We start from the raw sequence: 24,128 nt of genomic DNA on the forward strand, positions 1-24,128 counted from the left end.
GGTCACAATGCACCATTGTAACCCGTCGAGCGGAGGCTTCTGCCCCTTCGTCGACTCCGAATCCCCACTACCACCAAAAACGCACATGCCGGCGGGTAGAATGGCTCTTCGATATAACCGGTAAGGGAGAAAAAGAACACCATGGCTTTGACACTGGCTACGGCCACCGAACTGCTCAAGCGTCACCACCTGCTCCGTGAGATCGTTCAGGGCGATATCTGGACGATGGACGCCAGCCGGATACCTCACTCCGATCGGTCTTTCGACTCCGTCACCTACGACACCCGGCAGGTCGCGCCCGGCTCGTTGCTGTTCTGCAAGGGACGGTTCAAAGCCGAATATCTCGAAGGCATCGATGATAGGGGTTTGGCCGCCTATGTGGCGCAAACCGACTATTCCGCCGTCACCGCAGTCCCCGGTCTGGTCGTCAACGACGTGCGCAAAGCCATGAGTCTGCTGTCCTCGGAGTTCTACGGCCGCCCGCAGGACGAGCTGACGGTGGTCGGCATCACCGGAACCAAAGGCAAAACCACCACCACGTACTTCACCCAGGCCGTGCTGAACGCCGCATCGCATGGCAAGGCGGCCCTGTTCTCGTCGGTCGACAACTGTTTGGACGGACGCACCTATGAGGAATCCGATCTGACCACCCCCGAGTCGATGGACGCGTTCCGCATGATGCGCACGGCCGTCGACAACGGCATGCGCTATCTGGTAATGGAGGTCTCTTCGCAGGCGTACAAGGTCGACCGCGTCTATGGACTCACTTTCGACGTCGGCGCGTTTCTCAACTTCTCCCCCGACCATATCAGCGAGATCGAGCATCCCACATTCGAGGACTACTTCTATTGCAAGCGGCAAATCGTCGCCAACTCGCGCGCGGTGGTGTTGGGCGAGGAGATCGATCATGCCGACATCGTGGTTGAGGACGCGGCCACGGCCGGCGTGCCCGTCAGCCGGTTCGTCTTGGGTGATGCGACCGATGCCGACCATGCCGCGGTCATCGCCTTGCCGGTCGACGAAAGCCACGGCACCTACCGCATGGCGTCACGCGACACGGAAGGTGCCGTCACTGATCTGGGCGAATACCATCTGGCTCTGGACGGCGACTTCAACTACCGCAATGCGGCCGCCGCCGTGGCGATCTCCCTCGCCGCGGGAGTCGGCGCGGACGATGCCGCCGCCCTGCACGCCATGGAACCGGTGCGCGTCGCCGGACGCATGGAGCAGTTCCACGACACCCAGTCGAATACGCTGGCCATCGTGGACTACGCGCACAACCACGCATCGGTGACCGCGCTGCTGGATTTCGTCGAGGACCGCTTCGCCGACCGTGATCCGCGCATCACGCTGGTGACGGGCTCGGCAGGCAACAAAGCCTACGATCGCCGCCAGGAGATCGTCGAAGCAGCCCAGCATCGCATCAGCAATTTCGTGTTCACCGCCGAAGACACCGACACCGAACCGTTCATCGACATCTGCATGGAGATGAAAGGCTATGTGACCGACCCCGAGGTGCGTTCCACGGTGATCGACGACCGCCCCTCGGCCATCGCCAACGCGGTGTACGACGCACGCGCGCACGCCGACAGGTTCAATGTGCTGCTGCTGATCGGCAAGGGCGACGAGCGCTGGATCAAAGACCACCACAAGCATGTGCCCTTCGAAGGCGACGACCGCGTCATCCAACGTCTGTTCGGCCTCGCGGACGGCGATGCCGATTCACGCGCTGCGGAACTGTAGAATAGCTATCCATCACCGAACAACCGAGGAGTGAAACGCATCCATGCTCGCTGTTGAAGAAATCCATGAGATCCGCCAATGGAATGACCTTGTCGAACGATGGCATGGGCATCCGCTCCAAAGCTGGCAGTGGGGCGAGCTGAAAGCGCAGACCGGCCCGTGGACGGCCCGCCGCATCGTCGTGTCGGAGGACGGCACACCCGTGGGCGGCATGCAGGTGTTGATCCGTGACATGCCGTGGCCGTTCAACGCCATCTGCTATGCGCCGCGCGGACCGGTATGCGACGATGCCCGTCTCGTCGAAATCGCGAACGCATGCGCCCAATGGTGCAAAACCAACGTCAAGGCGGCGAGTCTGAAGATCGATCCCGCGGTGGAGGGAATCGATCTTGGCGATGGCTGGAAGCCCAGCGAGCACGTGCTGCTCGACAAAACCGCGATCATCGACCTCACCGATGACGAGGAGACCATCTTCAAGAATCTGCATTCGAAAAAAGCCCGCCAGTACATCCGCAAGGCGGGCCGTGACGGAGTGGTCTGCCGTCCCGCGACACGGGAGGACCTCGAACCGCTGCTGAAGATCTACCATGAGACCGCCGCCAAGGACGGGTTCCCCCTGCATGCGGACGAGTTCTATCATGCCGCGTTCGATGCGCTCGATGGAATCAACCAGGTGTTCGTCGCGGAACATGACGGCGCCATGCTCTCGTTCCTGTGGAACGCCACCACCAGCGGAACCGCGTTCGAGCTCTGGGGCGGCGTGAACGACGAAGGCAAGCGGCTGCGCGCGAACTATCTGCTCAAATGGACCGCCATCCAAGCCGCCAAACAGCGGGGAGCCCGGATCTACGATCTCAACGGTCTGCTCAACGACGGCATCAGCGATTTCAAACTGATGTTCGTCAACGGCCCCACTGTGTGGATCGGTTCGTTCGATTATCCGCTCAACGTCAAATACGCCGCGATGAACGCCCTGATCGCGCTACGTCGCGCTCTGCGCGCGTTACGTGCCGGCAAAAGCGCTTCCGGCCGCCATTAGTCCGACGAAACACAAGCCGCCGATCCCCAAGAGACCCTCCGCTGCCGTCGGCGCGGAGGGTCTCTCGTTCCGTCATGCGTCGCGGTCGAGTTTCTGGCTGACCACGGCGGTGACGCCGTCCGCGCGCATGGTCACGCCGTACAGGGCGTCGGCGATGCTCATCGTACGCTGCTGGTGCGTGATGATGATGAGCTGGGCATGCTCGCGCAACTCGTTGAACGCGTTGATCAGTCGGGTGAGATTCACGTCGTCCAACGCGGCCTCCACCTCGTCCATCACATAGAACGGGCTGGGTCGCGCGGTGAAGATCGCGAACAGCAGCGCCAGCGCGGTCAGCGAACGTTCGCCGCCCGACAGCAGGCTCAGCTGCTTGACGCGCTTGCCCGCCGGACTGGCCTCGACCAGCACGCCGGTGGTGAGCATGTCGTCGGGATTCTCCAAACGCAGTCTGCCCTGGCCTCCCGGAAACAGCGTGGAGAACATCTGCTCGAAGGCCTTGGCCGTGTCCTCGAAGGCGCTGGCGAACACGTCGACCATCGTGGCGTCGAGGTCTTTGATCAGACGCATCAGGTCGTCGCGGCTGTTCGCCACGTCGGCGCGCTGGTCGTTGAGGTACTTGTTGCGCTCCTGCAGCGCGTCGTATTCCTCCGTGGCCAGCGGATTGATCTTGCCCAATGCGGCCAGGTCTCGTTTGGCCTTCTCAAGCCGTTTCTGTTGCTCGGCGCGGTTGTAGGGCACGGTCCGATACGCGGGAGATCCTTCGACTTCGGCTTCGCCTCCGCTCAGGATGACGGGGGAACCTGTCTCACCCATGACGGAGGAACCCGCCTCCGCCCCGCTCACCACGACGGAATCCGTCACTCCACCGTCATTCCGAGCGGAGCGAAGCGGAGTCGAGGAATCCCCGTCGTCGAGCGGGACTGGATTGCCGTTGTCGTCCAAGACCGGCACAGGCTGGTCGGGGCCGTATCCGGCGATCAGCTCCTCCAGGGTCATGCCCAGCTCATCGGAGACTTTCTGGGTGAGCTGTCCATGTTCGGCGGCCAGACGTTCACGATTGACATCAAGCACATGCTCGCGACCGGTCAGGTCAGTGACCTTCGGTTCGATCTCGTTGCGACGCGCGCGCAACGCCTTCAGCTCCTCGTCATGGCTGGAGGCGGCCGCCTGCAGCTCCTCGCGCCTGGCGACGACTCCTGCGACGGCTCCGGACACCAGCCGCGCCGCCTCGGCGGCCTGGTCGGCGATGGTCTCCATGCGTTCGGACTGCGCCGCGCGGCGTTCGTTCAACGCCTCGATACGCGCCCGCCGCTCGACCGCCTCTTTGGCGTTGTCGCGCAGCAGACCCGCCTGTCTCGCCAACGATTCGGCTTTTCGGCTGGCTTCGGCCCATGCGATTTTGGCGGCGACCTCATGCTCCCGGGCCGTGTTCAACGCCGATTCGAGTTGCCGCTCACGCTCGGACAGTTCATCCGAATCGGTATGCTCGTCCGCCGAGCTCTGGGCCGCGTGCAAGGCCCTGTTCAGATCGTCGAGCTTGAGCTGATGCGCCTCGCGGCTTTCGGTGTTGTCGGCGATTTTGACGTCCAGCGCGGCGAGTTGCCGTTCGACGTTGGCCACACGGTCATCGGCGGCCTTCAACGACTTGGCGGCCTGTTCGGCCTTCAGCCTCATCTCGGTGCGCTTGGCCGTCTCCGCGTCGACCACACGGCCGGCCTCATCACGTCGGGCCGTGGCCTCGGCCACCTGCTCGGCAAGCGATTCCCCCTGCCGTGTCAACTCTTCGACCTGGCGCAAAGCCTTGTCTCGACGAGCGGCCAACGACAGATCGCTTTGCGACAACGACGAACCGCCGATCGCGCCGACGGCGTTCACCAATTCGCCATCCTTGGTCACAGCCTGACGCCAGGGGCCGCCGTTCACCGCACTGTCGCGCACCAGCGTGACGGCGTCGTCGAGCGTCTCCACCGCGGCGATATCAGCCAGCAGCCGGCGCACGGCGGCCACAATGGCCGCGTTCCTCCCATCGGCGGTGCCATGCGTGTTCTCGGATACCAGCCGGGCCGCGCACAGCACGCTCGACGAGGCATCGGCTCCCACGGCGTCATCATCGAGGGGATGCAACAGTACAGCCTTGCCGAGGCGGTCCTCATGCGCGCGCCGCAGCGCGTGCAGCATATGCTCCTCCCCCGGCACGATGATGGCGCTGGCGAACTGGTCCAACGCGTGGGCGACGGCCTCCTCCCAGCCTTCGGTCACGACGATGGCGTCCGTCAATCGGCCCAACGCGCCGACCTTCTCGTCCTTCTCCAAGGCACCGGAGGCGTTGCGGCTTTCCAACGTGTCATGCAACGCATCGGCTTTGGCCTGCGACGAGATCGCTTTGGCGTTCACATCACGCTGTCGGTCCAACAGTTCGTTCAGGGCGTCGCGGCATTGGGCGAGCGCGGCGCGCGCCTCGTCCAAAGCCTTGCCGTCGTCGGCCACGGAGGCTTCGGATTCGCGTTCCAAGGTCTGCCGCTGCGCCGCGGCCTCGTCGCGCTGTTTGCTCAGCGAATCGCGCTGCGTGGAGAAGTCCTTCGCCCGCGTTTCGGCCAGCTGCACCGCCGACTCCTCTCGGGCGATCATCTCGCGCAGACGGGCGATCTGGGTGTCGCGTTCCTGCGCGGTTTTGCGCAGTTCGGTCAGGGTCTGCCGCACGGAGGCGAGCTTCTTCTCGCCGTCGGCGCGTTCCTCGGTGGTTTTGTCCAAGGCGAGCCGCGCGTCGTCGACCATGGCGGCGTGCGCCGCGGCCTGCTCCTCAAGTTCCTTGGCGCGATGCTCCAACAGTTCGGGATCCTCGCCCAGATTGGTCACCATCTGCCCTTGCAGGGAGCGCACGCGTTCCCTGGCCACGTCACAGAGCGACGTGAACCGTTCCTCAAGCCGCGACAGCTCGCGCCACTGCCGGTTCACCTCGTCGATGGCGGGATTGGACTGGGAGCTCAGCGCCTCCACCTGTTCGATGCGCACTTTGACTTCGGCCAGCTCACGCTGCGCCTCGGCGAGTTTTCCTCGCACCTCGGCCAGTTCGCCGCGCACCGACTCACGTCGGGCCAGCGAGCGTTGCGCGTCCTCGGCGTACAGACGTGCTTGCGCGTCGCGCAGACTCACCTGGATCGATTCGGCCCGACGGGAGATGCGCGCCTGCCGTCCAAGAGGACCCAGCTGGCGGTGGATTTCGCCCAGTAGGTCGTCCAGACGGGACAGGTTGGCTTCGGTGTTCGCCAGTTTGCGCAGCGCGCGTTCCTTGCGTTTACGGTGTTTGAGGATGCCGGCGGCCTCTTCGATGAACGCGCGGTGGCCGCTTGGGTCGGCGCGCAGAATCGCATCCAGGCGGCCCTGTCCGACGATCACATGCATCTGCTGGCCCAAACCGGTGTCGCTGAGCAGTTCCTGGATGTCGAGCAGACGGCATTGCGAGCCGTTGATCGCGTATTCCGAGCCGCCGTTGCGGAAGATGGTGCGCGAGATGGTGACTTCGGTGTAGTCGATGTCGAGCGTGTGGTCGGAGTTGTCGATGGTCAGGCTCACCTGCGCGCGGCCCAGAGGCGGGCGTGACGAGGTGCCGGCGAAGATCACGTCCTCCATGGAGGTGCCGCGCAGGTTCTTCGCCCCCTGCTCGCCCATCACCCAGGTCAACGCGTCGACGATATTCGATTTGCCGGAGCCGTTGGGTCCCACGACGGCGGTGATGCCGGGCTCAAAGCGCAGCGTGGTCGCCGAGGCGAAGGATTTGAATCCCCGAAGAGTGAGTTCCTTAAGGTACATGGTCTGTTCTGCGTCAGTCTCTAGGCGGCGTCGGTGTCCGGGGTCATATCCCAATCGTCGGAGTCGGGTTCATCCGATTGCGTGTTCTCGTCATAGGGGTCGACGGCCGGCTGGTGGATGCTCATCGCTTTTTGCAGCACCGGACTGGCGTGTTCCTTGAGCATCGCGCGCGCGTCGCCGGCGGTGACGAAGCTGCCGCAGATCAGCACGCCGTAACCGTAGCCCACACCCACCTCGTCTTCGGCGTCGACCATGTTCACCGCCTCCTGGATGGCGTCGGGCAGGTCGGCCTGTTTGAACACGCGGTCGCGGCCGAACACCTCCACGGCGACCTGTTCGAGCTCGTCGGCGGGCATGACGCGCTCGCGCCAGGAGTTCTCCGTGACCACCACGGCGGACAGCAGCGGTTCGAGCACGCCGAGATACTCCTCGACCTGCTTGTCGCGCATCATGGCGACCACGCCGACCAACTGCTTGAAGTCGTAGTTCTCCTCCAACGCCCCACGCAGGGCTTCGGCGGCGTTCACGTTGTGGCCGCCGTCGAGGATGATCGTCGGCGAATTGCGGATCTGTTCGATGCGTCCGGGCACCTTGACCTGGCTGAGCGCCTCGGCCACCACATCGCCGTCCAAAGGTCCGGCGACAGGAATCACGACCTCGGCGGCGGCCAGGGCCGCCAGCGCGTTATGCGCCTGATGTTCGCCGAATTTGGCGATCGGCACGCCCTCGTAGGTGCCGTTCGGAGTGCGCAGGGTGGCGACCTGTCCGCCGACCGCGGGCATGCGTTCGAGCACCTCCATCTCGTAGCCGTCGCGCACCAGCGTGGCTTGGTTGGCCTGCGCGGCCTGTTCGATGATCGGCATCACGATGTCCTCATGCGGCTGCGGGCCGATCACGGCGGTGCAGCCGGGTTTGATGATGCCGACCTTCTCGCCGGCGATCCGCTCGACCGTGCCGCCCAGCCACTGCATATGGTCCATATCGATCGGTCCGATGATCGCCGCGTCGGCGTCGAGCACATTGGTGGCGTCCCAGCGCCCGCCCATGCCGACCTCGACGACGGCCACATCCACCGGTGCGTCGGCGAACTTCCAGACGGCCATGGCGGTGAGCACCTCGAAGAAGCTCATGCGCGGCTTGCCCAGCTCCTCCATTTTGGCATCGACCAGCGCCACCAGATCCTTGGTCTGATCCCACACGTCGATGAAGTCGTCGTCGGAGAGGGACTGTCCGTCGACGGCGATGCGCTCGTTGACCTTCTCCAGATGCGGCGAGGTGTACAGGCCGGTGCGCATGCCGTAGGCGCGGCAAATCGCCTCGGCCATGCGGGCGGTGGAGCCTTTGCCGTTGGTGCCGGTCACATGGATCACGCGGAACGACTCCTGGGGGTTGCCCATGATGTCGAGGATCAGGCTCATGCGGTCGAGGTCGAGATTCGTGGTGTTGTGTTCCGTCGGACGGCTCATGATGTCCAGTTCGACGTCGCGGATGGTCTCGTTGTTCCGGTTCGGATGCTCGAATGACATGGGTTCCTCTCATAGTGTGCAAACTTCCCCCATTCTAGTCGCTGCCTTCAACCTCGAGTTGGCACTTCATGCCTCCAGTTGGCACCCGGTTGCCGGAGCCTCGTTCGCGCATCGGCGAGATACCGCGGATCGCCTCCGACGGGTTCGCGGCACGGCTGCCAACTCGACGCTCGAAGTGCCAACTCGTTATCAGGGTTCGGACTACGATGGGTGCGGTATTCATATCGCGAGCGAACACGCAAAGGAGTGTTGAGCATGGGTGAGGTCATCACCGACAAAGACAAGGAATACGAGGCCGCAGAACAGGCCGCCGCGGCCGAGGGCGAGCAGGCGGTCGCCGACCGTGTGAACAACCGTTCGCTGCGCCCGCAGTCGAGCGCCTTCGAGGAGTTCATGCGTTCCGGTTGGGCCGATGGCGACCCCGATATCGCGCCGCTCGAGGCCGCGAAGTACACGCCGGCCCGTCTTGAGGCGCTGGGCAAGGCGTTCCCGGGCGAGCGCATCGTGATTCCCGCGGGGCAGCCCAAGGTGCGCAGCAACGACTGCGACTACATGTTCCGCCCCGACACCTCGTTCGCCTATTACACAGGTCTTGGGGTGGACTATGAGGCCGGCGCGGTGCTGGTGCTCAATCCGCTCGACCCCGACTCGCCTCAGGCGCGGGCCGGCGCGACCCATACGCCGGAATTGTTCGTCGCCCCGCGCGCCGATAACAGCACCACCGACTTCTTCCGCAACGCCCACTACGGCGAGTATTGGGTTGGCCCGCGCGCGGGACTGAAGGAGATGGCCGCGATGACGGGCATCGAAACCCATGACATCGCGCAGCTGGCCGACGCCTTGGGCAAGGATGTGGGTGCCGAGGCCGGCGCGGTGCGCGTGCGCGTGGTGCGCGAGACGGACCCCGAGATCACCGCCATGGTGGAGGATATCCGCAAGGCCAACGGTTTCGACGACCCCGATCGGAACACAGCCGACGACGACAAGCTGCATGAGTTCGCCGCCGAGGCGCGCATGTCCAAGGACGCCTATGAGGTGGGCGAGATGCGCAAGGCCGTGGACGCCACCAAGGCGGGCTTCGACCGTCTGCTCACCGCCCTGCCCGCCGCGCTCGACCAGCCGCGTTCCGAGCGCGTGCTCGAAGGCGCGTTCAATTCCGTTTCCCGCGAGTTGGGCAACGCCGTGGGCTACGATTCGATCATCGCCTCCGGCCCGCACGCGCCGATCCTGCATTGGATGCGCAACACCGGCGTGGTGAGGAACGGCGACCTGCTGCTTGTGGACGCCGGCGTGGAGGTCGATTCGCTGTACACGGCCGACATCACCCGCACCTTCCCCACCAACGGCAAGTTCACCGACTTCCAGAAGACCTTGTATCAGGCGGTGTTGGACTCCCAGCAGGCCGGCTTCGAAGCGGCCAAGATCGGTGCCACGTATTCCGACATCCACCATGCCTGCATGCGCGTGATCGCGGAGCGTCTGCACGAGTGGGGTCTGCTGCCGGTGAGCGTGGAGGAGTCGCTCTCCCCCGAAGGCCAGCATCACCGCCGTTGGCTCGCCTGCGGCGTGGCGCACCATCTCGGTCTCGACGTGCACGATTGCGCGCAGGCCCGCTTCGAGGCGTATCAGGGAGCACCGCTGCGTGAGGGCATGATCTTCACCATCGAGCCGGGCCTGTACTTCCGCGAGGACGATCTGCTGATTCCGCCGGAATACCGCGGCATCGGCATCCGCATCGAGGACGACGTGCTGATGACGGCCGACGGCCCCGAATGGATCTCCGCCGGCATCCCGAAGGAGATCGACGAGGTCGAAGCCTGGATGCGCGACCAGGCCGCCAAGGCCTGACGACATTCACCACTCCCGACAAACGCCCTGTCATTCTGAGCGGAACGCAGTGGAGTCGAAGAATCTCCCGATTACCGTGATGAAATCCTTCGACTCCGGCTTCGCCTCCGCTCAGGATGACAGCATTGACATCGACAATGGAGTATCAGCAAGGAGACCACTATGGCAACGCCGCAATTCGTACTCGATCTACGTAAGAAAATTGGTCATGCTGAGCCGTCAAACGGAAAGCCCAGTGGGCTTTACGTAGGCGAAGTGAGCGGCCATGCCGCGAAGGATCATGACCGGTAAGGAGACCACTATGGCAACGCCGCAATTCGTACTCGATCTACGTAAGAAAATTGGTCATGATCTCTTGTGGATGATGGGCGTGACCGGTCTGGTGCGCGACGGGCAGGGCCGCATCCTGCTCGGCCGCCGCTCCGACACCGGCGAATGGGCTCTGGTCTACGGCATCAACGAGCCGGGCGAGCAGCCCGCCGACACGGTGGTGCGCGAGATCAAAGAGGAGACGGGTGTGGACGCGGTTGTGACCGACTTGGTGTCCGTCACTTCCGATCCGAATCCCATGACCTATGCGAACGGCGACATTGTGCAGTATATGGATCATTCGTTCCTGTGCGAGGTGGCGCCGGGCGGCAACGCCGAATCGTTCGTGGGCGACGACGAGAGTCTTTCCGTCGGCTGGTTCGCCATGGACGACTTGCCCGAGCCGTTGGCCGCGAGTACCGTGGAACGTCTGGCCCTGTTCCGCACGTTCATCGAGAACAAGGAGCGAGGCGACGCCCACGCCCTGTTCCGTTACGACGGCACGCAACACTGACGTCCGGCATCGAGACCTAGGCGCACCCAACGGAAAGAGTTCCAGTACGGCGGCGTGCAGCGCTGTCCTCCCCGTGTCCGCGACCGAGGCTTCGACACATGCGATTATGTCGAGGCCGCGGTCGCGGACACCGCGCGTCGTTCAGCGTCTATACCGACGTCGTGGATTTCGCACTTCAACGAAGGGTGTGCGAAAAGCACGACGTTTTCATTCGTCCAAACGTCGTCGTTTTCGCACATGGTTCGTTGAAGTGCGAAATCCACGACGTTCTCCGCCAGGTCAATCCGTGACGGACGCGCCACGCAGCAGGTCGGCGGTTCGCCAGACGACGTCCGCGACGCGGTGCAGCTCCGACTCCTCGCTGATCGAACGCCACACACGGCAATAGGCTTCGAACCATGTCTCCCAGCGCGCGGCAAGGAGATTCCCGCACCGAACCGATTCGGCATCATCCGCCTCGCCATCGCGCCAGACGCGGGCGAGATGCGCGCCGATGTCGTTGAGCAACAGCTGGCCCTCGCAGGCGAGCAGCAGCGGCTGGGCCAGCGCGGCGCGATCGCCGGAGGAGGCCGCGATCGCTTCGGCGATGGTCTGGCGGTCTTCGACCAGCGCGGCGTTCATCGCTTCGGCCGCGTCGAGACGGTCCTCCAGCGCCGCCATCGACGCCTCACACGCTTGGCGCACTGTGGAGGCGGCGGCGACGCGCTCGCGATACTCGCCTTCGCATCGGGAGGCCATGACGGCCTGCACATCCTCGTTGAGTCCGCCGCGTCCATCGTCCAATTCCACGATGCCGACCAGCTCATGCCAGCCGAAGGCGACCTGCCGGGCGGCGTCGCTCCACGCTTCGACCAGCCGGCCGCCGGCGTCGCCGTAGACCGCGAGCGCGATGCGCCGGTTGAGCTCGGCCTCCATACGGGAGGCGACCTCGGAGTCGTCCGCGTCGCCGAGCGTCTCGGGATCCCACGCGTATTGAGCGCCGACCATCATGGACGGGATCGACATGCGCGGATCGTTGATATGCCCGAAATCACCCCAGTCGGTGACCAGCATGCCGTCGGCGCCGTGACGCCAGCCATACCGTGCCATGCGGGAGATGTTGCGCCATGCGTCGTGAGGGCGGGCCAGCAGCGAATTCCATCCCCACACGGCGGGGCAGACGATCTGCCGGGCGCCGGATCGCGCGACCAGCCGCACCTTCTCGTCTTCGGCTTCCGGCTCGTAGATCCAGTTGAGCAGCGTGACGTCGTCGGGCAGGGAGTCGAGGATCTGCGGCATCTCCACGGCGATGTCTCCCCAGAACTGCGGCTCGTACCCCCGCTCGCTCAAGTGGCGGCACAGGCGGGTCACATAGTCGGCGTACATCGCGGCGACCCCGCGGCGTTCGGCCTCGCCGCGTCCGCGTCCTTTGCCGAGGTCGAAGGTCTCGTCGGCGCAGATGTTGAATTTCCTCGAGCGGAACAGTTCCACATAGGAGTCCACCAGCGAGCAGGAGAAGTCGAAGGCGCGCTCGTCGGTGATGTTGAGCGTGTGGTGTTCCATGCGTTCGATGAAACTGTAGGCGCGGTCGGCCTGTTCGGGGAACTCCCCCAAGTCGCGCAGCTCCCGTGTGCGCAGGGCCATGTAGTGGTGTCCGAAGGTCGAGACGGAGGGCACCAGTTCGATGCCGCGCTCGGCGCAGTAGGCGTCGAATTCGATGATCTGGGCCGGGGCCAGCGGGCAGACGCCGCGCCAGGTCTCGCTCATATGGTCGAAGGCGAAGCTGTGTTCGACGTAGAGCTGCAGCTGGTTGTATTTGGCCAGGCACAGCAGGTCGGCCCACTGTTTGAGCCAGTCGAGCGTGGGGACCCTGCCGCGCGTGGCGTCGAGATAGTATCCGCGCACCGCGAAGGCCGGCTCGTCCTCGATATGGACCGCCGGTAGGGCGGGCGCGGATTGGCGGATGATCTGGCGCAGCGTCTGCACGCCGTCGCGCAGGCCGGGCAATCCGCCGCCTAGTACGGTGACGCCGTCTTCGGCGATGTCCAGCCGGTAGGCGCGTTCGCCCATAACTTGCGCGTCATCGCCGCCGCCAGTGGATTCGCGGACGACATCCAGCCGGATGAATCCTTGCCAAGGATCGCCCTTCGCCGTATCCCACCGCATGCCGGTGGCCTGTTCGATGTCGTCGGCCAATTGCGCGGCCAGCACGCAGGTCGGGTCGAGCCGGCCCGCCTCCGTGGTTTCGACGATGCGTCCGATATAGGGCATCGTGAGACGACGGCCGGAGTCCCGCACCAGTCGGGGCGTCGGCACCAGAGCCAGACCTCGCTGCGGCATGGCTGATGTTGCGGTCATGATGTTCCTTTCCACGAATCGGGTCGGCGGCGTTCGTTCGAGCCGTCACAGAATGCGCAGCTGGTCGCGCATCACGAAGGCGACCGCCCCGAGTGCGGCGGCGTCGGCGCCGAGTTGGGACCGGCGCACGTTCACCGCGCCGATGAACCGGGAGCGGACCATATCGTTGATGGTGTCCCGGACCACGCGGGCCATTCCGTCGTCCACCACATCCTCGGGACCGGCCACGATCACCTCGCTGATATTGGACATCGCCACGGGCATCGCCAACGCGCGCCCCAGAATGGCGCCGGCATCGGCCACGACATCGTCGCGATGGCCGGGTTCCTGGGCTATGCGGCGTTCCAGCACCGGCGTGGAGACCAGGGTCTCCAGACATCCTCGTTTGCCGCAGACGCATTGCGGTCCGTCGTCGTCCACGACGACATGGCCGATCTCGCCCGCGGCGTGGTCGGCGCCCTGCACCACGTTGCCGCCGATCAGCATGGCGGCGCCGAGGCCTTTGGCCACCTGCACGAGCATCATGTTCTCCGAGCCTTGGGCGAAGCAGCGCTCCGCGAACAGCGCGCAATCGGCGTCGTTCGCCACCGTGGCCTCCAGGCCGAGCCTGTCGCGCAGAAGCGCCGCCAGCTCCACGTCGGTCCATCCGAGGTTGGGCGCGGCCAGCACGACGCCTTCCCGCTCGTCCACGGTACCCGGCGTGGCGACCGCGACTCCGAGCACCGGAGCGTGGGCGCGCGCGACCAGACGTTCGCAGAATTCCACCACCTGCGTGGTGCGCAGCGGCATATGCTCGACGATGGGCTCCTGGTCCCGTTCGAGCACGTCGCCCGCCAGATCCGTGACGATGCCCCGCATGCCGTCGGCCTCCGAGATGTCGACCGACGCCACGTTCATGGACCGGGCGTTGAATCCGACCAGCAGCGCGGGTTTGCCCGGCTTCGGGGAGTTCTGGTATCCGCCTTCGGTGACGAGGCCGTCCTGAATCAGTTCGGCCACCACGTCGGATGTGGAGACCTTGGACATGCCGGTGATTCGGGAGAGTTCGGCCCGTGAGCACCATACGTTCGGGTAGATGGCGCGCAGCACCGCGGTGCGGTTGCGCTGCCTGATGTCCGACGGCGCGGCGGCGGAGTAGTCGTCACGCGTATGGGACGTGCGGGTGAGGGCCATTACGCCAACCTCCTTGGTATGCTGACCGGCGCCGCCATGGCAATGCCTCGCGGCGGCGCCGATCGGATGTGGCCCTTGCCTATTTCACCGCGCCGGTGGTGATTCCCTTGGCGATGTTGCGCTGCACGATCATGAAGAACACCACGACCGGCAGGGAGAACAGCACGGATGCGGCCATCTGTCCGCCGAAATCGGTTCCGGCGGGGGTGGAGAAGCTGGACAGCCACACGGGCAGCGTGTACTTGGTCTGGTCCTTCATGAAGGTGTAGGCCATCAGGTAGTCGTTCCACGCGGTGATGAAGGCGAACACCGAAGTCGAGACCACGCCGGGCGCCACCAGCGGGAAGGTGATGCGGCGCAGGATCTGCCATTCGCTGGCGCCCTCCACGCGGGCCGATTCGAAGATGTCCTTCGGGATCGACAGGAAGAAGCCGCGCATGTTCCAGATCGAGAACGGCAGCACGGTGGCGATGTACGCCAGGATCAGGCCGATGTACTTGTTGAGCAGTCCGAACTGGTTGAACACGATGAACTGCGGGATCAGCATGGCCGTGCCGGGGATCATCTGCATGGCCAGGATCATGACCATGATCGTGCGGCGTCCGCGGAAGCGGTACAGGGTCAGCGAGGCGCAGGCGAGGAAGGCGAAGAACACCGAGACGATGATGGCCACGAAGGTGACGATGACCGAGTTCTTCAGATTGACGAAGAAGTTGGTCTCGAACATCGCGGTCCGGAAGTTCTCCAGCGACCAGTGGGTGGGGATGAACACCGGCTGGGTGGTCATCACCTCGCTGCGCGGCTTGAACGCGGTGATGGTCATCCAGTAGACCGGGAACAGCCACACGACGCTGAACAGGATCGCCAGCACGTTGGTGCCGATTCTGCGCCAATTGAGCCTGCGGTTGGTTTTCACTCCGGCGCGGGCGCCGGCTTGCTTGGTCGCGGTCGTCATCACAGGTCCTCCCCCGTCTTGAGCAGATTGCGCACGTACACGCCGGTGAGCGCGAGCAGGATGATCACGGTGATCACCGAGATGGCGGCGCCCTGCGCGATGTCGAAGTTGACGAACGCCTGCTTGTAGGTGAACACGCCGATGGTGGAGGTGGATCCGGAGGGACCGCCCTGGGAGACCAGCCAGATCTGGTTGAACACGTTGAAGTCCCAGATCACCGACAGCATGGCGATCACCATGATGCTGGGCTTGATCAGCGGCACGACGACCTGCCAGTAGGTGCGGATCGGGCCGGCGCCGTCGAGCTGCGCCGCCTCGATGCAGGAGTGGTCGATCTGCGTGGTCGCCGCGTACAGGGTGATGGCGATGTACGGCACGGCCTGCCAGACCACCAGCAGCCAGATGCACACGAACGCCAGCGTGGTGTCGTTCGACCAGGCGAGGTTGCTCACGTCGCCGAAGATGCGCAGTTTGGTGAGCAGATAGTTGATCACGCCATATCCGGGTTGGAACAGCCACTTCCACACCACGGAGGAGGCGACGTTCGGCATGGCCCATGCGAAGATCAGCGCGAAGGTGACGACGTAGCGCATCACCGTGCCGAGTTTGGTCATCATCTGCGCGACGGCCATGCCGATGAGCATGCTGCCGACCACCAGCGCGGCGGTGAACAGGAAGGTGCGCAACAGGGACTGCCAGAAGGCGGCGTCGGACAGCGCGGCGGCGTACTGCGCCAGGCCGACGAATTCGAATTCGCCGGTGAACAGCGAACGTTGGTTGAAGTCGGTGAATGAGGTGAACACCAGGAAGATGATCGGAACGATGACCAGCGCGGCGAGGATGATTCCGGTGGGAGTCAGCAGCAGCGCGGTGAATCCGGTCGTCGATTTCATCGTCTTGCGGGTGCGGGGGGTGGTGTGCGCTGACCGTGGAGTCTTGCCGTTGCGCCGCGCGGTCGGTGTCAGAGTTGAGGTTGTCATTTGCGAATTCCCTGGTGACGGCTGATGGTGGAAGGGGCCCGGGCGCCGCGTCGGGCGGCGCGGATCCCGGGCCTATGGGATGCGTCGGCTACTCGCCGAGCACTTCGTTCAGATGATCGTCGAAGGTCTTCGCGGCCTCCTCGACGGAGGTGCCGGTGGCGACGGACTGGGTGAACTCGTTGATGGACTTGTCGCCTTCGATGGTGGCCCAGTTCGGGGAGGCCGGGGTGGCCTTCGAATTCTTGGCCGCCTCGAAGAAGCCGCGCTGCACTTCGGGGAAGTCGCTGGAGTTCATGGCCTCCTCCAGGCCCTCCACGGAGTTCGGCATCCATCCGTCATGGGCGAAGATCCACTCCTGCTGGATTTCGGCGCTGGCGGCGATCTTGACCCATTCGATGGCCAGTTCCTGGTTCTGGCTCTTCGCGGCGATGGCCCAGTCGGAGCCGGCGACCATGGACGGCTGGTTCTCGCCGCTCTGGCCCGGCATCGCGAAGGTGCCCAGATCGTCGTCGGTCATGTCGGCGTTGAGCTCCTTGATGCCGGAGATCGCGTTGCTGTTGCCCAGGATGGCGGCGGTGTTGCCGTCGGCGAGGAACTGGTTCTGGTTCGGGTTCGCCGTGTCGACGGTGCGGGAGGCCTCGCTGGAGTACTTGTTCTGGAAGTCCTTCCAGTTGTTCATGCCTTCGATGGCTTCGGCGCTGGAGGCGGTGCCCTTCCAGGTGCCGTCCTCGTCGGAGGCCACGTCGCCGCCGGCGTCCCAGATGAACTGCAGGGCGGAGTACCAGTTCTGGCCGGGCAGGTAGAACGGGATGAAGTCGGGGTTGTCGGCGTTGGCGGCGGCGACCGTGTCCAGGTCGGCGATGAACTCGTCCCAGGTGGTCGGCGCTTCGGTGATGCCGGCCTCGGCCCACATCGTCTTGTTGTAGACGACGGCGCGGGCGGCGGCGAACGCCGGCACGGCGTACAGCTTGCCGTCGATGGTGGCGGGCTCCTCGAGGCCGCCGACCCATTCGTTGCCTTCGCTCAGCTCGTCCTTGTAGTCGGTCAGGTCCATCAGGGCGCCGCTGTCGGCGAAGCCCGACACCTGCGTGTTGTCCAGATCGACGATGTCGGGCGGAGTGGAGGTGGACAGCGCGGTGGTGAGCTTGGTGGTGATGCCGTCCCATTCCTGGATCTCGACGTTGGCCGTGGCGCCGGTCTTCTCCTCGAACGCCTTGTTGATGGCGTCGAGGGTCTCGTCGGTGAAGTCGTCCTTCATGGCCCAGACGGTGATCGTCTTGCCGGACGCGTCGTCGGACGACGAGTCCCCACCGGACGAGGGGCTGCCCATCGAGCAGCCGCTCAGGGCCATCGCGGCTACCAACGCCATCGCCGTGGAGGCGACAATACGCTTCTTTTGCATGTCCATTTCTCCTTGTGACCGTTTCTTGATCGGCGGCGTCTTCCCGCCTTGCAGTGAGGGTTGGTGTCGGTGTCGCGTCACTGCAACCACGCCGACGTGTCAGGTGTCTGCGACGTTCGCAGGCACCATATGCGTGAGGCCTCAAGCAAGTTCGTATTCTTTTGGAGTGGTTATTCCTTTGATGTGAAATTCCCCATCCCAATATTTTAGTTTAGTTTCCTTACTTACTTAGAGCATCAAAACATCTTTGTCGAAGTCAACAATAACCCCTCCTCAACGATGGCGCAAATCGCGACACGCCCCTTATCGCACGTATGGCGATAAGGGGCGTGTCAGGGGAAGAACGTGGGTCTGTCCTACTTCAGCCGACGTCCGGCGCACCAGACCTGTTCGACCGTCCAGGTGTCCGGATCGGTCAACAGCAGGTCGGCGGCGAATCCGGGCGCGACAAGGCCCAGCGGAGCTCCGGTGACCGGATTCGGCTTGTCGTAGCCGAAGGCCTTGGCGCCGGTGAGCGTCGCCGCCTCGACGGCCTCGACCGGCGAGATGCCCAGCTCGTTCACCGCACGCCGCACCGCCACCTCGAGCAGCAGCGTGGAGCCGGCGATCGCGCCGTTGGACACCAGACGCGCGTGGCCGTCGACCACGTTCACATCCAAGGCGCCGAGTTTGTACGGCCCGTCGGGGCAGTCGGTGGCGGCCATCGCGTCGGTGACGAACGCGGTGCGGTGGGGCGCGAACCTGAAGCTCAGCGACACCATCGGATCGTCCACATGGAATCCGTCGTTGATGAGCTCCACGGTGACGCGCGGATCCTCCACGGCGGCAGGAATCGGACCGGGTTCGCGGTGGTGCAGGCCGTTCATCGCGTTGAACATATGGGTCATGATGCCGGCACCGGCGTCGAAGCCGCGTCGGGCCATCTCATAGTCGGCGTCGCAATGGCCCACCGCGGGCACGGTGCCGGCCGCGGCGAACTGGCGGATCGCCGAGATGCCATGCGGCAGTTCGGGCGCGATGGTGATCTGGCGGATGCAGCCATCGGCTGCCTCAAGCATCGTGTCGACGACCTGGGGCACCGGATCGATCAGACATTGCGGGTCATGCGCGCCCTTGCGGGCCATCGCCAGGAACGGGCCTTCGAGATGGCAGCCCAGGATATCGGGGCGTTCGTCCATTTTGGCGCGCACGTTGCGGATGTTCTCGCAGATCACCTCCACCGGGTTGGTGATCAGCGACAGCACCTGGCGGGTGGTGCCGTGCACGGCGTGCCCGGCGCGGGCGATGTCGATTCCTTCGGGGCCGTCGTCGAAGCTGTGCTCCCACGAGCCGTGGGCGTGGATGTCCACATAGCCCGGGGTGAGCACTCGTCCGGCCGCGTCGATGACGGCGTTCCCGTCGTCGGGATCGATGCCGACGAACCGGCACGCCGACTCGAACTCCCCGTCATCGGTGCCGACCGCCTCGATGACGCCGGAGGCGTCCGAAACGACCCAGAAATGAGACCGTTCGCCGCGCGCGTCCACCTTGCGCGCGCCGCGGACGGCGACCGGCGACGGATCGCCGGTGAGCGCGTCGGTGACGCGGGCGACGATCTGTTCGCGTGATTGAGCCATGTCCTCTGCCCTCCTTATCCCGCGCGGCGGATCAGATGCCCTGCCAGGCGGGCTTGTGCGTGTAGGCGTACTGGTAGTACTCCTTGTGGCGCAGGCTCGAGGCGGCGGCCTCGTCCACGATGATCGTCGCGTGCGGATGCATCTGCAGGGCGGAGGCCGGGCAGAAGGCGCTCACGCCGCCCTCGCAGGTCTGCGCGACGGCCTCGGCCTTGCCCGCGCCGAAGGCGAGCAGCACCAGATGGCGGGCGCGCATGATCGTGCCGATGCCTTGGGTGATGCAGTGCGTGGGCACTTGGTCGATATCGTCGTCGAAGAAGCGGGCGTTGTCGACGCGGGTCTGCTCGACCAACGTCTTGATGCGCGTGCCGGAGGCCAGCGACGAGCCGGGTTCGTTGAATCCCACATGGCCGTCGGTGCCGATGCCCAGGATCTGCACGTCGATGCCGCCGGCGGCTTCGATCGCCGCGTCGTAGTCGGCGCCGGCGTGGGCGAGCTTGTCGCCGTCCTCAAGCGGCGCGCCGTCCAGCACGTCGCCCGGCACATGCACCAGATCGGGGTTCATTCCCAACGGTTCGACCACCGTGCGGTGGATGGTGCTGTGGTAGGACTCCGGGTGGCTCAGCGGCAGACCGATATACTCGTCGAGCGCGAAACCGCGCACGCGGCTCATATCGATGTCCTCGTCCTTCACCGTCTTGGCCAGCGCCTGATAGGCGGCCAGGGGGCTCGATCCGGTGGCCAGGCCCAGCACGGCGTCCGGCTTGGATTTGATGAGGTCGGCCACGGCCCGGGCGTAGATCTCGCCGGCTTCGGCCTCGTTCTTGACAATGATGACTTCTGGCATGTTCTACCCTTTCAAGAGGCACCCGAACAGGAGTCTCTTTTTCGTTAACTTCCTTGTCATATTCGAGTATACGCCCACCATGGACCACCGCGCGCCGCCCGCGCGACGGTCCGCGCGACGCCGTGGCGCTACGGCACGACGACGGCGCCGACGGCGTCGCCCCCGGCCGCCTCGTTGCCGAGGAAATCCTTGTCCGACGCGAAACCGTTGCGGTCGACGACCCGCTTCGCCACGCCCATGGCGGGCCCTTGCGCGACCGGTCGGTAGCCCTCGAACACGGTGGGGGCCTCGGAATCGTCGTGCGGGCGGACCAAGCCGCTCGGATCGGGGGACGTCGGCGCGCTGCCCGGGTCGCGCAGCACCGCCACGCCCTGCGGCACGGCGATGCCGTCCGGATCGTCCGGCATGTCGGCGAAATGGTAGTAGAGGTTGTTGGAATAGGTCACCAGCGAACCGCCCTGCGTCCAATTGCCCTCGACGGCATGGTCCTGCGCGTTGTAGAAGATGTTGTTCTCCACGACGGCGTGCCCGCCGACGTGGTTGTCGCGGATGACCGTGCCGCCTTCGGGGATGACGAAGGTGTTCTGGTACACATGCGCGTCGGGGTTGCCCGGTATGTCGATGGCGCCTTTGAGGTCGCCCTGCGCGATGTTGTACCGGAAGGTGTTGTTCACGGATTTGCCCAGGCAGAACATCACCGTGCCGCCGGTGTTGCCGTGCGAATAGTTGTACTGGTACAGCGTGCCGTCGCCGTAGTCGGCGTCCCACGCCTGGCCGTCGTCATTGCCGTGCGCGCCGTTGCGCATGCGGAACACCTCGTTGTATTGGAACAGGGCGTTCTTGCAGCGCCACGGCCAGATGCCGGCGGCCACCTTGCCGAAGTCGGTGGCGGCGTAGTCGACGTCGTTCACCTGCCTCGCCGCCCCTTGGGCCACGTTGCGCTGCACCAGCGGACGGTCGCAGTACATCACGGTGATGGCGTCGCCGCCGGCGTCCTTGACGTAGTTGTTCTCGACGAGCACGTTGGTATGGCCGTACCGCGCGATCGCCGCGTCGTCGATGGTGCCGTCGCCGTAGTCGCCGGCGTCCAGCTCGTTGAGGTAGGCGGTGTATCCCACGGCGATGCCCCAGCGGCCCACGGTGTCCAGCCGGTTGCCGACGATGCGCACGTCGTCGAAGCGGGCGATGGACTCCTCCCTTCGCGAGGGATCCTTGGGATAGTGCGCGATGAAGTACACGCCGCCGTTGGCCAGGTGTTTGTCGTAGACGTTGCCGGTCACGTCGTGGATGTTCAGCCCGGTGAGCACGATATGCCGCGATGTTCCCGCGTTTTCGGCGATCACGGCCACGCCGGTGCGGTTCATGGCGTCGCGGTCGTTGTAGGCCAGACCGTCCGGATTGCCCAGCTCGCGGCTGTTGGTGATCTCCAGCCCCTCCACTTCGACGTATCGCACGTCTTTGAGCAGCAACGCCGTGGAGACGACGGCACGGTAGCGGTGTCCGCCGATTTCGGTGGTGTTGTAGTCCTCAAGCCATTGCCCCTGCCCGTTGGCGTTGATGACGGGAGCCGCGCCCTCGCCGTAGGCGGCGATGCGGATCGGGGCGTCCTCGCTGCCCGAACTGCCCTCTTTGATGTGCAGCGCCTGGTCGTTGAATATCGATCCGCGTTTGAGCAACACCTGGTCTCCGGGACCGAGCTCGATGTCGCCGATGCGTTCGAGGCTGCCGAACGGGGCGTCTTCGCTCAGACCGTCGTTGGTCGTGTCGGGGGCGACATCGGACGAGACGTAATACAACATGTGCTCTCCTACTTGGCTGGTTGGGATCGGCCTCCCCTCGCGGAGGCCATGGCGGTCTGTTCGACGAGCGCTCGCAGCGCGCGCCACGGGACGCCTTCGACGACGATGGCGTCCGCATAATTGTTAACTATATTCACAAATTTATGTTTTCTCAATTCCGCCATGACATGCGCGCGCACTTCGACGAATTCCGCCCCACGCCCGTCGACCGTCCACGAGCCGCTCCGGAAGAAGCGCTCGGCCTCGTCATCGCCGACCGCCATGCCCGGCAGCGAAGGGTCGGAGCAATAGCGCTCCTCAAGAGCCGCCATCTCATGCATCAGGTATGTGCCGAAATCATATCGGGACAATCCGTACACCGGCTCCCCCTCCCGCACCGCGCGTTCCAGCCGCGCGTTGCACTCCCTCCAGCGCCGCTCGACGGATTCGAAATCGGCCCCGTCCACCAAACCCGAGCCGGCGGCCACCTCATAGAACGCGTGCAGACGGCGCAAACGGTCCACGGCGCGACGGGCCGCATGCAGCGCGACCGACTCCCCGCCGAAGGACGCCCGCCAGAACCCATATCCCAGATCGGCGTCATACCGACGCCGGAAATACGCCTGCGTCGCATGCCGCTCGAGATCCACCGCGAAAAGGAACTCCCTCTCCCCCACCAGGCCCGCCCCCAAAGCGAACAGCGCCGCACGGCCGTCGCACGAACCCGGCCACCCGGCCGATTCGGCCATCGCATCCTCATCAGCCACCGCATCCTCATCAGCCACCGCATCCTCCTTGACCATCGCGCGCCCCCATCTTCGACGAACATCACCATCCTAACCGGGCCGATATCCCGCACGTCACGCCGCCGTCGGTATGCCGCGACGGTTTTGCCGGTAGACTTGAGCCACCGTCACCGACACGAGGAACGCTCGGGGCGCATCGCGGCGTCCAACACAGCGGAGGGAGCGACGATTCCATGCAGCGACCGACCACGGAGGCCAGCGGCTACGCTTTCGGCAAGCCGTCCAAAGCCGGACCCGCCGACGCGCGGCGCAACAACCGCACGCTGATCTTCTCCCTGCTCTTCCCGAACAACAGGCTCTCCCGCGCCGAGCTCGGACGACGCACCGGGCTGAGCCGCGTGGCCGTTTCCGACGTGGTCAGCGAGATGCTCGACGAAGGACTGATTCGCGAGAGCGGCCAGGCACCGAGCCGCTCCAAAGGCAAACGCGGCACGCTGCTCAGCATCGACGCCGACCGGCTGCGCGCGATCAGCGTCGACCTCTCCCAGGCGCATCTCATCCGCGCCGCCGTCACCGATCTGCTGGGCCGGCCATTGACCCACGCGGAGGCCGCCGTGCTGGACGGACAGCAGATCACCGTCGACACCATCTGCGGAGTCATCGAGGCGTTGCCGAAGCCCGACGGACGCATCATCGGCATCGGCATCGCGACCCCGGGCATCGTGGACGACGACGGCGTGGTGCGCGCCTCGACCAATCTCGGATGGCGCGACCTCGACCTGAAAACCCCGATAGAACGTCGTTTCGACCTGCCGGTGACGGTCGACAACGACGCCATCGCCGCCATGATGGCGGAGCGGTTCTTCGGCCAGGGCGGCCCCAACCTTCTGTTCGTGCGCGTGCGCAGGGGCATCGGATCCGCCATCCTGGTCGACGACACCGTCGTGATCGGCGAGAACCACGCGGCCGGCGAGATCGCCCACATCTCGCTCGAACCGCAGGGACCGCCCTGCCCATGCGGCAAACGAGGCTGTCTGGAACGGCTCACCTCGGCGCCGGTCATCTACTCGCAGCTGCACGACAGCGCGCCGGACGAGCACGCCGACATCCTGACGGGGGCGGCGCGCCGGCTGGGGCAGGCGCTGGCGATGCCGATCGGCATGTTCGATCTGGGCGACGTATGCGTGTACGGCCCCGCCGACATCATCAACGATGAATTCATCGACGCGCTCCAAAGCCACCTCGACCAAACCACCGATTCGGCATGGCGGGAGCGAACCCTGGTGCGGCGCGGACAATGCGGCGACGACATCACCATACAAGGCGAGGCGGTCGCCGTGATCTACCGGCATATCAAACGCCTGTGAACCCAAACGGCGCAGACCATGGCCTTGGCGGTGCCACGCATCCTTGGCGACACGCCGATTTTAAATCTTAATTGCGTTTATTGATTAACTGCGTTAATATTCAAATCAAGTTCGGAGTCAAAGACGAACGGACAACACGAA

At 64.9% G+C, this 24,128-nt stretch carries 16 protein-coding genes and 1 pseudogene; 6 read left to right on the plus strand and 11 right to left on the minus strand.

The features are described from left to right. The first annotated feature begins 141 nt into the window (after positions 1–141). Entirely contained in the window at positions 142–1,743 is a 1,602-nt protein-coding gene (locus tag BL8807_RS00140) for a UDP-N-acetylmuramoyl-L-alanyl-D-glutamate--2,6-diaminopimelate ligase (RefSeq protein WP_072725206.1), read from the plus strand. Positions 1,744–1,786: 43 nt separating this feature from the next. Then, positions 1,787–2,782, plus strand: a complete 996-nt coding sequence (locus tag BL8807_RS00145) for a lipid II:glycine glycyltransferase FemX (RefSeq protein WP_072725203.1) — start codon at positions 1,787–1,789, stop codon at positions 2,780–2,782. Between the two features lie 72 nt (positions 2,783–2,854). Here BL8807_RS00145 and BL8807_RS00150 read toward each other — a convergent pair whose 3' ends face one another. Then, entirely contained in the window at positions 2,855–6,592 is a 3,738-nt protein-coding gene (locus BL8807_RS00150; RefSeq protein WP_072725201.1) for an AAA family ATPase, read from the minus strand. A 32-nt stretch (positions 6,593–6,624) separates the two neighbouring features. Next, positions 6,625–8,118, minus strand: a pseudogene (locus BL8807_RS00155) (bifunctional folylpolyglutamate synthase/dihydrofolate synthase); the annotation flags it as partial. A gap of 255 nt (positions 8,119–8,373) precedes the next feature. Here BL8807_RS00155 and BL8807_RS00160 point away from each other — a divergent pair. From BL8807_RS00160 to BL8807_RS00165, 3 genes are all read left to right on the plus strand, one after another. After that, positions 8,374–9,966, plus strand: coding sequence for an aminopeptidase P family protein (locus BL8807_RS00160; RefSeq protein ID WP_072725199.1), 1,593 nt, complete (start codon positions 8,374–8,376; stop codon positions 9,964–9,966). Positions 9,967–10,128: 162 nt separating this feature from the next. Continuing rightward, complete coding sequence (locus tag BL8807_RS12065) at positions 10,129–10,257, plus strand: hypothetical protein (RefSeq protein ID WP_264298321.1); 129 nt, start codon at positions 10,129–10,131, stop codon at positions 10,255–10,257. Between the two features lie 10 nt (positions 10,258–10,267). Continuing rightward, complete coding sequence (locus BL8807_RS00165) at positions 10,268–10,789, plus strand: NUDIX hydrolase (RefSeq protein WP_072725197.1); 522 nt, start codon at positions 10,268–10,270, stop codon at positions 10,787–10,789. 279 nt (positions 10,790–11,068) lie between these two features. Here BL8807_RS00165 and BL8807_RS00170 read toward each other — a convergent pair whose 3' ends face one another. From BL8807_RS00170 to BL8807_RS00210, 9 genes are all read right to left on the minus strand, one after another. After that, entirely contained in the window at positions 11,069–13,126 is a 2,058-nt protein-coding gene (locus tag BL8807_RS00170; protein ID WP_072725195.1) for a glycoside hydrolase family 20 zincin-like fold domain-containing protein, read from the minus strand. Between the two features lie 45 nt (positions 13,127–13,171). Beyond that, on the minus strand, positions 13,172–14,299 hold the full coding sequence (locus tag BL8807_RS00175; RefSeq protein WP_072725193.1) for an ROK family transcriptional regulator: 1,128 nt from the start codon (positions 14,297–14,299) through the stop codon (positions 13,172–13,174). Between the two features lie 79 nt (positions 14,300–14,378). After that, positions 14,379–15,254, minus strand: a complete 876-nt coding sequence (locus tag BL8807_RS00180; protein ID WP_083570174.1) for a carbohydrate ABC transporter permease — start codon at positions 15,252–15,254, stop codon at positions 14,379–14,381. Further along, complete coding sequence (locus BL8807_RS00185; RefSeq protein ID WP_226847389.1) at positions 15,254–16,234, minus strand: carbohydrate ABC transporter permease; 981 nt, start codon at positions 16,232–16,234, stop codon at positions 15,254–15,256. The genes BL8807_RS00180 and BL8807_RS00185 overlap by 1 nt, the downstream gene beginning before the upstream one ends. Positions 16,235–16,322: 88 nt before the next feature. Then, complete coding sequence (locus BL8807_RS00190) at positions 16,323–17,636, minus strand: extracellular solute-binding protein (protein ID WP_072725283.1); 1,314 nt, start codon at positions 17,634–17,636, stop codon at positions 16,323–16,325. Positions 17,637–17,992: 356 nt separating this feature from the next. Next, positions 17,993–19,252 (minus strand): N-acetylglucosamine-6-phosphate deacetylase, encoded by a 1,260-nt coding sequence (locus BL8807_RS00195; protein WP_072725191.1) that lies wholly within the window; start codon positions 19,250–19,252, stop codon positions 17,993–17,995. Between the two features lie 31 nt (positions 19,253–19,283). Further along, a complete protein-coding gene (nagB, locus tag BL8807_RS00200) occupies positions 19,284–20,096 on the minus strand; it encodes a glucosamine-6-phosphate deaminase (protein WP_072725189.1) in 813 nt (270 codons plus the stop codon). Between the two features lie 128 nt (positions 20,097–20,224). Next, positions 20,225–21,895, minus strand: coding sequence for a right-handed parallel beta-helix repeat-containing protein (locus BL8807_RS00205; protein ID WP_072725188.1), 1,671 nt, complete (start codon positions 21,893–21,895; stop codon positions 20,225–20,227). Between the two features lie 8 nt (positions 21,896–21,903). Continuing rightward, positions 21,904–22,659 carry a hypothetical protein gene (locus tag BL8807_RS00210; RefSeq protein ID WP_143147976.1) on the minus strand — a complete coding sequence of 252 codons (756 nt, stop codon included), beginning with the start codon at positions 22,657–22,659 and terminating at the stop codon, positions 21,904–21,906. Between the two features lie 194 nt (positions 22,660–22,853). Between BL8807_RS00210 and BL8807_RS00215 the strand changes: the two genes are divergently transcribed. After that, positions 22,854–23,987, plus strand: coding sequence for an ROK family transcriptional regulator (locus tag BL8807_RS00215; RefSeq protein WP_072725184.1), 1,134 nt, complete (start codon positions 22,854–22,856; stop codon positions 23,985–23,987). The last annotated feature ends 141 nt before the right edge of the window (positions 23,988–24,128 follow it).

This window comes from Bifidobacterium lemurum, from assembly GCF_014898175.1.
Classification (GTDB): domain Bacteria; phylum Actinomycetota; class Actinomycetes; order Actinomycetales; family Bifidobacteriaceae; genus Bifidobacterium; species Bifidobacterium lemurum.